At 38.4% G+C, this 14,624-nt stretch carries 14 protein-coding genes and 3 pseudogenes; 11 read left to right on the top strand and 6 right to left on the bottom strand.

Annotation, left to right across the window (positions count from 1 at the left end; all coding sequences use genetic code 11):
- Window positions 1-111: 111 nt before the first annotated feature.
- Window positions 112-272: pseudogene (locus EL101_RS13595) on the top strand (low molecular weight phosphatase family protein); the annotation flags it as partial.
- Window positions 273-716: 444 nt separating this feature from the next.
- Here the strand turns inward: EL101_RS13595 and EL101_RS11635 are convergent.
- Together EL101_RS11635 and pta are read right to left on the bottom strand one after the other, a co-directional pair.
- Entirely contained in the window at window positions 717-1,562 is an 846-nt protein-coding gene (locus EL101_RS11635) for a lipoate--protein ligase family protein (protein WP_096597734.1), read from the bottom strand.
- Window positions 1,562-2,551, bottom strand: a complete 990-nt coding sequence (pta, locus tag EL101_RS11630) for a phosphate acetyltransferase (protein WP_096597732.1) — start codon at window positions 2,549-2,551, stop codon at window positions 1,562-1,564. The genes EL101_RS11635 and pta overlap by 1 nt, the downstream gene beginning before the upstream one ends.
- A gap of 167 nt (window positions 2,552-2,718) precedes the next feature.
- On the opposite strand from pta, the gene hemQ reads away from it, so the two are divergent.
- The gene (hemQ, locus tag EL101_RS11625) at window positions 2,719-3,474 is read left to right on the top strand and encodes a hydrogen peroxide-dependent heme synthase (RefSeq protein ID WP_096597730.1); all 756 of its coding nucleotides are present in this window, start codon (window positions 2,719-2,721) and stop codon (window positions 3,472-3,474) included.
- Between the two features lie 198 nt (window positions 3,475-3,672).
- Here the strand turns inward: hemQ and EL101_RS11620 are convergent.
- Together EL101_RS11620 and EL101_RS13725 are read right to left on the bottom strand one after the other, a co-directional pair.
- Window positions 3,673-4,017, bottom strand: a pseudogene (locus EL101_RS11620) (type II toxin-antitoxin system PemK/MazF family toxin).
- Window positions 4,014-4,283, bottom strand: a pseudogene (locus EL101_RS13725) (AbrB/MazE/SpoVT family DNA-binding domain-containing protein). Before EL101_RS13725 ends, EL101_RS11620 begins: the two co-directional pseudogenes overlap by 4 nt.
- A gap of 239 nt (window positions 4,284-4,522) precedes the next feature.
- Between EL101_RS13725 and EL101_RS11610 the strand changes: the two are divergent.
- The 5 genes from EL101_RS11610 to EL101_RS11590 all read left to right on the top strand — a co-directional run bounded on the left by EL101_RS11610 (window position 4,523) and on the right by EL101_RS11590 (window position 8,948).
- On the top strand, window positions 4,523-5,278 hold the full coding sequence (locus tag EL101_RS11610) for a threonine/serine exporter family protein (RefSeq protein WP_179299326.1): 756 nt from the start codon (window positions 4,523-4,525) through the stop codon (window positions 5,276-5,278).
- Window positions 5,279-5,290: 12 nt separating this feature from the next.
- The gene (locus EL101_RS11605; protein ID WP_019166289.1) at window positions 5,291-5,752 is read left to right on the top strand and encodes a threonine/serine exporter family protein; all 462 of its coding nucleotides are present in this window, start codon (window positions 5,291-5,293) and stop codon (window positions 5,750-5,752) included.
- Window positions 5,753-6,331: 579 nt separating this feature from the next.
- Window positions 6,332-7,873 (top strand): SLC13 family permease, encoded by a 1,542-nt coding sequence (locus EL101_RS11600; RefSeq protein WP_096597726.1) that lies wholly within the window; start codon window positions 6,332-6,334, stop codon window positions 7,871-7,873.
- Window positions 7,874-8,026: 153 nt separating this feature from the next.
- Window positions 8,027-8,359 (top strand): PadR family transcriptional regulator, encoded by a 333-nt coding sequence (locus tag EL101_RS11595; protein WP_096597724.1) that lies wholly within the window; start codon window positions 8,027-8,029, stop codon window positions 8,357-8,359.
- Window positions 8,343-8,948 (top strand): DUF2812 domain-containing protein, encoded by a 606-nt coding sequence (locus EL101_RS11590; protein WP_096597722.1) that lies wholly within the window; start codon window positions 8,343-8,345, stop codon window positions 8,946-8,948. Before EL101_RS11595 ends, EL101_RS11590 begins: the two co-directional genes overlap by 17 nt.
- A 110-nt stretch (window positions 8,949-9,058) precedes the next feature.
- Here EL101_RS11590 and EL101_RS11585 read toward each other — a convergent pair whose 3' ends face one another.
- Window positions 9,059-9,769 (bottom strand): trypsin-like serine peptidase, encoded by a 711-nt coding sequence (locus EL101_RS11585; RefSeq protein WP_096597720.1) that lies wholly within the window; start codon window positions 9,767-9,769, stop codon window positions 9,059-9,061.
- Window positions 9,770-9,881: 112 nt separating this feature from the next.
- A complete protein-coding gene (locus EL101_RS11580) occupies window positions 9,882-10,616 on the bottom strand; it encodes a trypsin-like serine peptidase (RefSeq protein ID WP_096597718.1) in 735 nt (244 codons plus the stop codon).
- A 319-nt stretch (window positions 10,617-10,935) separates the two neighbouring features.
- Between EL101_RS11580 and EL101_RS11575 the strand changes: the two genes are divergently transcribed.
- From EL101_RS11575 to EL101_RS11560, 4 genes are all read left to right on the top strand, one after another.
- Complete coding sequence (locus EL101_RS11575) at window positions 10,936-11,271, top strand: YuzB family protein (RefSeq protein WP_014614671.1); 336 nt, start codon at window positions 10,936-10,938, stop codon at window positions 11,269-11,271.
- A gap of 826 nt (window positions 11,272-12,097) precedes the next feature.
- Window positions 12,098-12,577 carry a GNAT family N-acetyltransferase gene (locus EL101_RS11570; protein ID WP_096555148.1) on the top strand — a complete coding sequence of 160 codons (480 nt, stop codon included), beginning with the start codon at window positions 12,098-12,100 and terminating at the stop codon, window positions 12,575-12,577.
- A gap of 22 nt (window positions 12,578-12,599) precedes the next feature.
- On the top strand, window positions 12,600-13,898 hold the full coding sequence (locus tag EL101_RS11565; RefSeq protein WP_096597716.1) for an HD domain-containing protein: 1,299 nt from the start codon (window positions 12,600-12,602) through the stop codon (window positions 13,896-13,898).
- A gap of 77 nt (window positions 13,899-13,975) precedes the next feature.
- On the top strand, window positions 13,976-14,491 hold the full coding sequence (locus EL101_RS11560; protein ID WP_096597714.1) for a YwhD family protein: 516 nt from the start codon (window positions 13,976-13,978) through the stop codon (window positions 14,489-14,491).
- Window positions 14,492-14,624 lie beyond the last annotated feature (133 nt).

Below are 14,624 nucleotides of genomic sequence, written 5' to 3'. Positions count from 1 at the left end.
TTAGAGGGTGATTGTTTTTTGAAGATATATGGTGAGTTGATTGCCCTTATGGACTCGCGTTCTTAGGATTTGCCTCAACTAGCCAGTGCTTGATTGTGCTATGACAGTTTGGATTTAGTGGTCACGCTATGTCATCATGCAGAGGCGCACGGTTCTATCTTGCTGCCACATGTCAAAAAGAATATTAGGGCTTTGATGATCCAGCAGTTCAAGCATGGTCAGAGTTTCAACGTGTCAGAGATAAAATAAAAGGCATTTCAATCAAATCATAATGCGAACGATCATATTAATTAATTAGTAAAAACACAAAAACTGTAAATGAAAAGGCGCTACTTTTACATTCTGAATGATTAAGACATAGAAAGAGGACTGATGAGATACATTGAGATCTTAGTGGTCCTTCTTTTTGTCGATTAATTTGATCATTAGCGAAGTAAATATGGTTAAAAAGAGGTAAATATACGAAATGCAAAGAGGCACGATGTTTCGTATTGTAATGATAAGTTGTAGTTTTTCTGTTTCAATGTACAAGGCTTTTAGCGAAAAATTAATTCAGTGATACGAAACTAGGTTTATCTATAGCATGCTAATAAAAGAGTCGTTATTTTGAGGTGAAAATATTACAGGATATTATGGTAAGCCTACTTTTGGTTCTCTATGTTAAAAAATGGGATGCAGATATTTTTGTCCGCATCCCATTTTTTAATGAATAGCTACTATTCAATTAAATCCAATTTTGCATTCATTTTCGCGTTACGATCGAGCATGCGTTCATAATAATGCTCATACCGTTCCCATTCGTGAGGCGTCATCGGATCCATATTTAAGCTGCCACCTAAATCTTTAATCGCATAGAGCAGTTTAAACATGACATCTTGCACGGTGATTGGACGGCCGAGCAATTCTTGCAATGACGCCATACTAGACGGATGAATGTCTGGATAAGTGAATTTCGTCGTTTCGCCTTTTAGTGCGCGTTCATAAAAAGCACGCATCAGTTCTGCACGCTCACTTCCTGAACCTTCGACGCACAAGTAAATTTGAACGGCGATGCCACCACGAACACGGCGTTGTGAAATACCGGCAAATTTTTGATTGTTAATACTTAAATCAAACTTGCCTGGACAATACGAATGCGTAATTTCATGTGTCGCAATCTCCGTAAAGTCATCTTCAAACATTTGACTCATCAATAAATACATGACCGTAAAGGCCTCATCAATGGTCACTTCAGTTTTCCCTTTGAACATTAAGGAAATGTTTAAAATACCTTGATCTAAGACGACACCAAGACCGCCTGAATTACGCACAATCGCATTATAACCACGTTCATCTGTCAAATATTGAATGCCATCTTTCAAATAAGGCAAACGTGAATCGTGAATGCCTAAAATAATCGTATGTTGATGTACCCATGTCCGCACAACACTAGGAGATAAGTCCGCACCGACACTTTCTGAAAAGGTGTCGTCAAATGCGAAAGACTGCATGGGCTCTAAACCAGAAGAATGGTCCACATAGCGCCATGTGTGACCATTAAAATATTTGTGTGCTAAATCCATTATTGTAAACTTTGAGCTGCTGTAATAATAGATAAGTTGTAAACGTCTTCTGTAGAGCTACCGCGTGATAAGTCATTCACTGGTGAGTTTAAACCTTGTAGGACAGGACCAATGGCATCATAACCGCCTAAACGTTGCGCAATTTTGTAACCAATGTTACCTGCTTCAAGACTTGGGAAAATAAATACGTTCGCGTCACCTTGGATTTTTGCATCAGGTGCTTTTTTCTTCGCCACTTCTGGTACGATTGCAGCGTCAAATTGGAATTCACCATCAATGATGACGTCTGATAAGTTTTCAGCGTCGATTTTTTCTTGTGCCAATTTTACAGCTTCAGCAACTTTTTCAGTGTCATCTGATTTTGCAGAACCTTTTGTTGAGAAGCTTAACATTGCCACGCGTGGGTCCATGCCGAAGCTTTGTGCTGTTTTCGCACTTTCAACCGCAATTTCAGCTAAGTCTGATGCGGCTAATTCAGGGTTAATCGCACAGTCACCGAAAATAAATTGTTGATCTTCTTTAATCATGAAGAAAACACCTGATGTCTTAGAAACACCTGGTTTTGTTTTGATGATTTGAAGTGCTGGACGAACAGTGTCTGCTGTTGAGTGGGCTGCACCGCTCACTAAACCGTCAGCATGACCTGCATAAACAAGCATTGTACCGAAGTAGTTCACATCATTTAATAACGATTGTGCTTGTTCTTCAGTCGCTTTTCCTTTACGACGTTCTACAAATTGTTCAACGAGTGTAGCTTTTAGGTCGCTCGTATCAGGTTGGATGATATTTAAACCTTCAATATTTAAAGATTTTTCTGCAGCAAGTGCTTTGATTTTGTCAACATTCCCTAATACGATTGGCGCAACGTAGTCAGAAGCTTGTAAATCAACAGCAGCTGTTAATACACGCTCATCTTCTCCTTCTGGTAATACGATACGCACATTTTTACCTGAAAGTTTGTCTTTCAGTACATCTAATAAACTAGACATAATGGTCCTCCTCTACTTTCCTTCATCGATTTTCCACCTATTATTATACGGCATTTATAGTGAGATTTCCATGACACTAATTTGTAATCATTTAAATCGTTCTGTCCAAATATTTTATGATAAAATTTAGTTTGTACAGATAATAATAATTCTAAGGAGTGTTCTGAATGAGTCATGCAGCAGAGACTTTAGATGGTTGGTATAGTTTACATTTATTTTATGCGATAGATTGGGCATCTTGGCGTTTAGTGCCTCAAGAAGATAGAGCGGACAAGATTGCTGAGTTTCATCGTTTAATGGATCGCTTGAAACAGGCACAATCAGAGGGACAAGGTGACCAAGTGTTATATAACGTAACTGGTCAAAAAGCAGACTTACTGTTATGGGTGTTACGTCCAGAAATGAAAGATTTAACTGAAATTGAAAACGAAATCAATAAGTTAGCGATTTCAGATCATTTCATTCCGACATATTCATACGTATCTGTTGTAGAATTGAGTAACTATCTTGCAGGGGATTCGAATGAAGATCCATACGAAAACCCACACGTAAAAGCAAGATTGTACCCAGAATTACCAGAAAAAGAATACATTTGTTTCTATCCAATGAACAAACGTCGTAACGAGACATACAACTGGTACATGTTATCAATGGAAGAACGTAAAAAGTTAATGTACGATCACGGGATGATTGGTCGTAAATATGCAGGTAAAATTAAACAGTTCATTACAGGTTCAGTAGGTTTTGATGATTTCGAATGGGGCGTGACGCTATTTGCAGATGACGTGCTTCAATTCAAAAAAATCGTTTATGAAATGCGCTTTGATGAAACGACTGCCCGTTACGGTGAATTTGGCAACTTCTTCGTGGGTCACCGTTTAGATACAGCACGTTTTGATGCATTAATGACAATTGAACAGTAAGGAAGAGAGGCAGTGTACGTCGATATAAGGGCGGCACTGTCTTTTTTGATATTGAGGTAAATCGATCATTTTCGTTGGATAGCATAGTTGTTGTGAATGAATTGTTGCTTGAAATTGCTACTAGGTTTAAGCATTATCAAAGCAGTCATTACATTTTATTGTTTACTTCTTACTATGACTATTTTTTAGAAATTCATATCATATTTTGTAGTTTGGATTTAAATATGTTTGTATTGCTTTTAAAACTTTACTTTTTAGATTGTCTTGTAATGCATCTTTATAGTGATGTTGGCGAGCGTTTAAGTTTAAAGCACGTATTTGAATCGTATCTATTACGCCAGATACCAGTTCTTTTTTGGTTTTAAGCTCTATATCGGTTGGATAACGCAACTCACGATTTGTGATAGGTACAACTCAAACAAATTCAGTGCCGTCAATCATCATTTGGTTATTGATCACTAAACAAGGTCTCATGTTTTGTTTTTCACGACCGCGAGTTGGATTTAAATCAATGTAAATGATGTCAAATTGTTTAATACTCATATTTCACGACCTACACTTTCGCCGAATTCTACTTCTGATTCTTGATACTTACCACCATTTTGGAAGAAGTTTTTGATACTATCTTCAATAGATACTTTTTTTTAGTAATAAACAGCCCACCATTTATTTTTTGTACTTCAACTGTATCGCCAATCTCAAAATCAACGGATTGAATCGTTTTTTTTACTTAAACTCATCGCTTGACTATTTCTGTTTTTAAAAATGCGTTCGGTCGATATACTTACATTGTTAAATGTTTGAGTCATTTTTATCATCTCCATAAACATATTATAATAAAAGTACTTACTTATGTAGATACAAAAGTGAAAGGTTTGAGGAAATGATGATGCTATAAGCGAGACATCTATTTTTATATCGTTGCGTGGCGTTATCATCTATCATAGCAATCTCATCGTAAATCGGTTATAATTTTTAAATTAAGCGACAGAGTATGAGCCTTTCCAAATTGGATGCAGATCGAAATATATAAAAGTAGGTGACGGAGATGACGCGATACATACCCACGGATCGAGAGGTTACAAATCTGGTGACATTGGCAGGGCGTATTTTATTAGAATGTGGTGCTGAGGCGACGCGTGTGGAAGATACGATGACGCGGATTGCACAAAGTTACGGGTATGAAGAGACACAAGGTTATGCGCTCAATATTTTTATTAACTTTTCATTATCACCTGACCACGAAACCCGTATGGTGAGAATTAAAAAGAACGATACGAATTTAAGAAATATTTATTTAGTGAATCACGTTTCGCGTCAAATTGCACGACAGGCGATTGATTTTAAAGACGCTTATGCGATGTTGAAACAATTAGAACATGAACAAGGGCGGTATGCATTAGGACACAAAATGTTGTTTGCGGGACTCATCTCGATGGGCTTTTTATATTTACAGGGTGCTACATGGGTCGACTTACTTCCTGCAGTGCTTGCCGGTGCAATGGGTTATTTCGTGACAGAATGGATGAAAAGTAAAGAACTCACATTATTTATTCCTGACTTTTTAGGCGCCATTGTGATTGGGTTAATTGCGATACCATTAAATCATTGGTTGGGCAGTCCTAATATCGGTGCTACCATTACTGCTGCGGTGATGCCGATTGTACCGGGCGTCTTAATTACGACAGCCATTCAAGATTTATTCGGACGTCACATGCTGATGTTTACCGCCAAATTTTTAGAAGCGATTGTCACATCATTTGCGATTGGTGCAGGGGTGACGACAGCGTTTCTCATCTTGTAGAAGGGGGCAACCATGACGATAGTATTCATTTTCATATGTAGCTTTTTAACCTCTTTTTGTTTTGCATTTGTGTATGATGCGCCGAAGCGGTTGTTTTTACCGGCTGGTTTATGTGGCGGTTTCGGTTATTTAACGTTTCATATCGCTTTTGAAATATTCGGTATCGACAGCATATACGCGAGTTTATATGGCAGTTTTATTCTCGGCATCATTTCGCATATCATGGCACGTCAATATAAATCACCCGTAATTCTGTTCATGGTGCCCGGTATTATTCCGTTAGTGCCAGGAAGTATATTCTTTAAAGCGACACAACAATTGTTGACATTAAACTTTAATGAAGCGAGTGACATTTTCGTTCGTGCTACATTGATTGCTGGCGCGATTGCGGTCGGATTGTTAATTTCGGATCAAGTGGCGAAGTCATTTATTCGTAAACCGATTGCGATATTGAAGTTGCCCGCTAAAAAATAGTGTACAGATTTCAAGTTAGTGGCTGTATATGACTAGAAAAGCGCCAGTATGGATGGAGTAAATGAAACTTCAACCTATACTGGCGTTAGTAATGTATTAACTGTTGGGCTTTCCGATTAAAAACAAAGAAAGACATACAGTTAACATGGCAACAATCAAAGCAAACACCACGGTTTCATAAAAATGATCAAACGTAGGGTGAAAATAGCGCGCTGTGCAATAGACTAAAAAAGTGATTAATCCTATTTTAAGCGCATAAATGAATCTCTCCATCTCATCACCTTCTTAATCACACCGTCCAGTGGCATTGAGTAGACGTGAACTGGCGTGTTTTTTTCATGATGCTTTTGTTAATGATTTTCACTTTATCACAATTCCCTATTTTTAAAAATAATAATCAGTTTTAGCGTGAACATTTAATATCATTTATTGAAGTGTATTTTCATTTGGCGTGCAATAAAAAGGTTTGACATAGAAAGCGCTTAACTTCCTCTAGATAGCGCATTGTTAAATATGCTATACTATTTAAAAAATTAATACAATTTGGGATGTTCTATTGAAAACAAAGGGGGATGTATCATGAACAATCCAAACGAATCAAGATTGTTAACTTTTTTTACTGACAAAAAGAAGGATCCATCGTACACATTGGCTCAAGCAATCGGACTCGTCCTCGGACCATTATTGTTCGCATTGATTTTACTTTTTGTTCGGCCGGATGATTTAGCTTTCAAAGGGGTTTACGTCCTTGCGATTACAGCTTGGATTGCGATTTGGTGGATTACGGAGGCCATTCCAATTCCAGCGACAAGTTTATTGCCACTCGTGCTGTTGCCGTTAGGACATGTCATGAACAGTGCAACCGTATCCGCGCAATACGGGAATGATATCATTTATCTGTTCTTAGGTGGTTTTATTTTAGCTATTGCGATGGAACGTTGGGACTTACATACACGGATTGCGCTCACGATTATTAGCAGTATTGGTACGAGTACAGGGCGCATTTTACTTGGTTTCATGGTCGCAACAGGTGGTTTATCGATGTTTGTATCGAACACAGCTGCGGTAATGATTATGATTCCGATTGGTTTGGCGATTATTAAAGAAGCCAATGCATTGAGAACGAAAGCGGATAGTGATGAAAGTATTCAAAAGTTTGAACGCTCACTTGTGCTCGGTATCGGTTATGCCGGCACTATTGGAGGGTTGGGCACACTAATTGGAACGCCGCCGTTAATCATTTTAAAAGGGCAATATGCGACAAACTTCGGCGGTGAACTGAGCTTTGCGAAATGGATGATTGTCGGTGTACCCACAGTCATTTTACTGTTATTTTTAGCATGGCTGTACTTCAAATTTATCGCATTCCGTCATGATATGAAAACATTGCCAGGCGGTCAAAAGGTCATCAAAGACAAATTGGACGCGTTAGGTAAAATCAAGTATGAAGAAAAAGTCGTATTCGTCGTCTTTTTATTAGCGAGTTTTTTATGGATTTCACGTGAATTTTTATTATCTAAATGGGCTTTCACAGAACTTGTGGCAGATGGGACGATTGCGATGTTCGTGTCCATTTTACTATTTTTAATTCCAGCGAAACACCAACATAAGCGCATTTTAGATTGGTCTGTCGCAAAAGAATTACCGTGGGGCGTACTCATTCTATTTGGTGGCGGTTTAGCCTTAGCCAAAGGGATTCAACAAAGTGGACTCGCGGCGTGGCTCGGTGAACAGCTGACGTTGTTAAAAGGGGTCAGCCCGATTATTATCGTCGTGGTCATTACCGTGTTCATCTTGTTCTTAACGGAAATCACATCCAATACAGCGACAGCTACGATGATTTTACCGATATTAGCGACACTGTCTGTAGCGATTGACGTCCACCCATTATTGTTAATGGCACCTGCTGCGATGGCGGCTAACTGTGCGTACATGTTGCCAGTAGGGACACCACCGAACGCGATCGTCTTTGGTACAGGTAAAATTCAAATTAAAGAAATGGCAGTCAAAGGATTTGTCATGAACTTAATCAGTATTGTCGTGATTATCGTCGTCGTGTACTTTATCATGCCGCTCGTGCTCGGAATTGATATTACAAACAGTATTCCGATTAAAAAATAATAAGACGCATATATTGATAGGCGTTGAACTACAGTCTGGATGTATTTTTAGATTGCAATGTTCAATGTCTATTTTTTCTGTGCTTGACTACTATATAGTTCAACTGTACAATGCAACTATACAGTTAGACTATATAGTGTGTGGTGAAAATAAATGAAAAAAAGACCTCAACTTGTCCCGTTATCAGAAACAATGCATTACATTTTATTAGCATTACGGCAACCGTTACATGGCTATAGTGTGATGACTTATGTCCAAGAGTTAAGCTTAGGTCAAGTACAAATCGCTGCTGGCACATTGTACGGGGCATTAGAAAATTTAAGTAAACATGGCTATATTCAAATGATTAGTGATCCGAAAGAACGACGCAAAGTGTACCAAATCACAGCACGAGGCGAAGAAATTTTGAAACTTGAAACAGAACGCTTGGAACATTTAGTGTTACTTTATCAACAAGGAGGGACGTCAAATGGGAATGCGTTATAAAAAATGGAGATGCTTTTTTGATCCTCTCAAAGAAGAACAGTGGTTGAATCATCAACTTCAACAAGGTTATCGTTTAGTTAGAGTGTCGAGCTTAGGTACTTATTATTTCGAAAAAGCGACTGAACCTCATATCGTACGCTTAGATTATCAAGAAATTTATAGCCGCCAAAAAATGGATGATTATCTTGCTCTATATGAATCATTTGGTTGGCAGCACGTATACGGCTATCGATTTGGTTGTACGAATCAATATTGGATGAAAGCAGGGGATGAGACAGAAGTGCTGTTTTCTGATCGTGAGTCTTTAAGCAATTATTATAAACGTTGGCTGAAATTTTTGAATGGGTTGCTTTTAGTATTTTTCGCATTATTCATTTCTAATTTAACTAAAAGTCCTTTCGCAAGTGATATTTTCTTAACTCCGGGACTATGGGAGAAGGAAGGTGCTGAGTTTTGGTTTGCGTACTTATTTGAACTGCCCTTTGCGATAATGCGCCTTGTCGGCAATTTTACTTATTTGATTTTCTTGATACCGTTTTTGGTTGTTTATCATAAATTCAAAAAGAAATTGAAAGCACTCAATGTGTAAGAAAATTGGCTTAGAACATTTGCTCATTTTATAGTAAGTCGTAATATAAGAGAGAGGCTGGAAATTAAGCGCCAGCCTCTTTTTTGGCGAATAAGTGAAACAATAAGGTTCTAATTTGCGTGTTCGTTAACCCAGTCCGCGATTCCTTGCGTAAACGGGAGGAAATTGCCTTCAAAATTTTCTGTTCTTGTGATAAGGATACCGACAAATCCACCATCTTTTAAGAAGACACCAGATCCTGATTGTCCTTCATACGTAGGCAATGATGTATGAACGAAAGTGGCTTTTTGATAGTAATAATCAATGCTACCATCACTGCGATATTGCTTATAACCACTAAACTTGTACGGGTAACCATACGCGTATACGTCAAGCCCCATAATACCGTATAAGTCTTGATCACTGAAAGCAGTAACGGGTGTCTTGAATGGTTTAATATAGTAATGATAGTCTCTACTTTGGTCTGCTTCAGTTCCTTTCAATATCGCAATATCATAGTTCGTATTTGGAATATAGGTACTAATATCCATATAACCAAAAGGGGTACTTAATCCTGATGCTCCCGGATAAATTCTGCCGTTATGTGTCGTAGGGTGATCCCCGCCGCAATGTTTCGCCGTTAATGCGACAGTTGAGGAAATGAGTATGGCCGTACAATGTGAGTGGTCCGCAGATTCGTATTTAGCCGTATATTTACTGTGAGGGTCTTTAACTGTATCTGGGACAACTTCTTGTGTGCCTTTTTTCGCATCAGCAGTATCAATAGGGAAAATGATAAAACAGAGTAGAGACACTAATAATAGAAAGCGTAATTTTTGCATATAATCACTCCTTTAACTTAATTCACAATAACTTTAAAATTTATGAAATAATCATCACGTTTATCCTAAAAATGACAACGGATAATAGCACATGAATGATTACATTAAAATCTTAATTTGCGTGTGCGTTAATCCAGTCTGCAATTTCTTTATTAAAAGGAAGGACATTTGCTTCATCTTTATTTGTTGATGAAACAATAATTCCAAGAAACTTGCTATCTTTTGTAAATACGCCAGACCCTGATTGTCCTTGATAGGCAGGCATATTTGTATCAAGTTGAGGAAGGTATTGACTATAATGAGTGATTTTGCCATCACTGCGATATTGCATAAAGACTCCTCCTTTGTATGGGTATCCGTATGAATAGACATCAGAGTTAACGAACTTATTAAAGTCTTCATCTGTATAACCAGTAACTTTCGTACTAAATGGTCTAATATAATATTGGTAGGCTTTACTTTGATCTCTTAAAAGCCCTCTAATTACTGCTATATCGTACTTTGGATGTGGGAAGTATTCTCTAATATTCATATAACCGAAAGGCGTATTTGGACCTGATGCGCCAGGATATATTGTACCGGCACCTTTTAAGTATTTAGTGCCACCACAATGTTTTGCGGTGACTGCGGCAGTTGATGAAATCAGAATAGCTGTACAAGTGTGACTGATACCTGAAACATATTTTGCCGTATATTTACTGTGCGTGTCCTTAACTGTATCTGGAACAACTTCTTGATGAGGCTCTGTAGCTGTATCTGGAGATGCTTCTTGGGCGTAAGCGTTATCGATAGGAAAAATGATAAAGCATGCTAAAGACAATAGAAGTAACAATTGTAATCTTTTCATATGATCACACCTTTATTTGATTATTTTATCAATCATCATAATCATAAAAAGTATGTATTATTAGTTCAATAGCGTTTTTTCTATGGCTTTATTTTAAAAAGCGCCCAATGACAGATGAATGATAACGTACTGAACATCGATGTGTGGCAAGTGTAAACTGCTTAAAGCATCAATTTGTGGCAATTGACTAATGGGGTTGTCGGAACAGCGGGTATGTATTTTAACACATCGTAGTGCTATTTAAGTATTTCTACCTTGAAAAATTGAGAAAAAAGAGTAAAATGAATAGAGTTAAAAAATTGAGAGGTGGGACGTCGAGGTGAAAAATAAATTTTTGGTTTGCGATGATTGCCAAGCAGTAAATCTTAAAACGTTGACGCAAAAACTGAAAAAGCTTGACCCAGACGCTGAGATTGAAGTGGGTTGTCAATCATATTGTGGACCAGGTCGACGTAAAACATTTGCGTTTGTTAATAACCGTCCACTTGCTGCAACGACTGAAGAAGAATTAATGGAAAAAGTTCAGAAGCAGCTTCAAAAACCACGCGATCCTGAAGAAGAAGAGCGTTTGAGAAAACGTAATGAAGAACGTAAACGTCGCAAAGAAGAACAAGACCGTAAATTAAAAGAAAAATTGGCGAACCGTAAAGCGTAAGTCATTTTTCTTATTCAATATATGCCTATACAAAGAGACGACACTGACCCCAAGTGTAACCGTCTCTTTTTTGTGTGCGCAGATACTTTAACAAAAGCGCGCGTACCGTTGTATCATCTGTACTAACGTCCCTTATATTACTATCATAACTGTGAATTTAATGAGGTTAACGGAAAATTAAACGGTGGACGGAACTTGCTAATGACAGTGCGAAAGAGGAGAAGCCACTTCTTAAATTTAAAAATGATTGCTATTTAACGCAGTAGCTATTTGCTTTTTCAGCACGCATCATCTAGTCATGATTGAACCCCTCCTTTATAACGACGAGAGAGACGCCAATTTAAAAACAAATCACAGTTTAAGGGAGATAAAACTTTTGTCATCATCGACTCACTTCATTGCAACAACTTGCGCTCTAATTTATGAGTGTTGACGAAATAAGTAGAACTTGCATCGAAAGGACCCGTGTGAACGGAATGAAGCATGTTGACCCGACCATTTCTAACCACAGAAACTTGCACGCACAGACAAATGTTGTTGACGTAAGATTGCCAAGACGGACGAGACTCCCGAGGGATCAGCTGAACCGGAAAATCCACCAACGCTTCAACCAGTGTCACCGTAATATCAAAGCGTTGGTTAGTTGTAGGTTCAGCCCTGGGAAAGCGAGTCCGTAAGGGCAATCGTTAGTCAACGCACATGTTAAAAAAACCAAGTTGCTGCAACGAAAACAAGTACAATCATAAAGCCTTTTCCACGCGGGCTCGCCCTTAATTTATGATATAATAAAAAGTATTCTAGCAAGCAATAAGGAGCGAAATGTGGAATGTATGAAGTAAGAATTGCTACACCCGATGATGTAATAGGTATCCGCGATGTTGCGACGAAAGCGTGGTACAATACGTACTTAAATATTTATGCAGCTTCAACTGTGAATGAACTCCTCGCAGCTTCATATAACGAAGAGCATTTACGTAAACGATTAGAAGAACAATTATTTATGGTTGCGATTGAAGATCAAGAAGTGGTCGGTTTTGCGAATTTTATTCAAGGTAGTGAACTGTATTTGTCTGCGCATTACGTACGCCCACATTCTCAAAATAAAGGATACGGCCGTTTACTTTTAGAACAAGGCCTCGCGCATTATGAAGGTCAATATGATGCGGTCTATTTAGAAGTCGATACGAAAAATGAAAAAGGTGTCGCATTTTATGAACAAGAAGGCTTTGAAATCATTCGTACATATGAACATGTGATGTACGGTGAAACGATGAATCTCGCACTCATGAAAAAGCCATTAAACTAAATGCGAACAAGGAGGGTTTTGATTGACAGAAACAGCTTATGTTACACGTAAGTTATCAGAAGAGAAAGTGTTCAAAGATCCCATTCATCGCTATATTCACGTTCAAGATCAGCTGATTTGGGATTTAATCAAAACAAAAGAATTTCAACGGTTGCGTCGGATTAAACAGCTTGGGACATTGAATTTAGCTTTTCACACTGCTGAACATAGTCGTTTTGGTCATTCCCTCGGTGTGTACGAAATTGTCCGTCGCATGATTGATGAGACGTTTAAAGATCGCCCAGAGTGGAATAATGCCGATCGTCCACTCGCGATGTGCGCGGCGTTGTTGCATGATTTAGGTCATGGCCCGTTTTCGCATAGTTTCGAAAAGATTTTTAATACCGATCACGAAGCCTATACACAAGCGATTATTATGGGCGATACGGAAGTGAATGCGGTATTGCGCCGTGTGAGTGAAACATTTCCGGCTGAAGTGGCAGAAGTGATCAATAAAACGCATCACAATGCATTGGTCGTGTCGATGATTTCGTCACAAATTGATGCGGACCGTATGGATTATTTACAACGAGATGCTTATTTTACAGGGGTGTCTTATGGTACGTTTGATATGGAACGGATATTGCGATTGATGCGCCCTTCAGCAGATGAAGTGTTGATTAAAGAGAGCGGGATGCATGCGGTTGAAAACTTTATTATGAGCCGTTATCAAATGTACTGGCAAATTTATTTCCATCCGGTGAGCCGTGGTGGTGAAGTGGTGTTGAATCATTGCTTTAAACGTGCGAAATATTTATACGAGCAAGGTTATAAGTTTAATATTCCGCCGCGTGATTTTGTGCCTTTTTTCGAAAATCGTGCGACTGTTGAAGAATACGTCCAATTAGATGAAGCGGATGTGACGTATTACTTGAAACGTTGGATTGATGAAGACGACCCGATTTTAAGTGATTTGGCACGACGCTTTATTCATCGCGATTTATTTAAATTTTTACCGTTTGATGGCTCGATTATTACGATTACGGAGCTCCGTGATTTATTTGAACAAGCAGGCATTGATCCAGATTACTATTTTGTGAGTGATTCGTTTTCTGATTTACCTTATGATTACGATCGTCCAGGTTCCAATCGTCAACCCATCCACTTACTACAAAATAATGGCGGGATTCGTGAAATTAGTAGCCAATCGTTAATCATTTCAAGTATTACGGGGATTAAACGTGAAGATTATAAACTGTATTACCCGAAAGAACTGATTATGAAAATTGAAGATCCAGAGCTTAAAGGGAAAATCATTAACTTATTAAATGAGCTGAATTAACCGTTTAAGTGTTTAATACATGCACAACTTGAACGATACATTTTAAAAAGTATGAAAAGATTTGGAGGTACAATGAGATGGCTGAGAAAAAAGGGTTTAACTTTAATATTATCAAGAACGATCCACTCGATGGGCATAAAGGGACAAATATTGGTTCGATCAGTCTCGATAATATTGCGCCCGTTTTTATCGATATCGAAACGCAAGAAGCCTTTATCGACATTGGTGCCATGCATGCACGTGCAGCAGTAGAACGTGGTGTGAAATGGATTACTGATAAAGAGACTGTCGATGTCGAAGGGGCAAAAGCGTACTGGCTATGTTGGGTGACAACAGAGCGCGGTGAACAAGGTCCTTACTATGCGGGGGTAACTGCGGCGTATTTATTAGTGAATAAAACGATTCGTCGTGGCTATAAAAGTATGCCAGAACATGTCAATATGATGGATAAATCGATGAAACATAAAGTCATTGTGGATCATATTGGTGCAGAAAATCGTCAAATATTAGCAGATTTTCTTAAAACGCACAATCCTGACATGTGGGCGAATGCATCAGAAACGTTACACCAAGCGTTTGAAGATACGAAATAAGGTGAGACTTCATTGTAGTTTGCGTCATGCCGGCCAAAGGTGACTTGATTTCTAAACAACTTATGCGAAGTGACTTTAGAAGGGAGTCACCTTGTGCATTTTGGCCATGATGTTGACTCAAATCGCGCGACAA

Source organism: Staphylococcus delphini, assembly GCF_900636325.1.
Taxonomy (GTDB): domain Bacteria; phylum Bacillota; class Bacilli; order Staphylococcales; family Staphylococcaceae; genus Staphylococcus; species Staphylococcus delphini.
The sequence above is the reverse complement of the archived record's forward strand: the minus strand, read 5'-3'. Positions and strand labels throughout refer to the sequence as shown.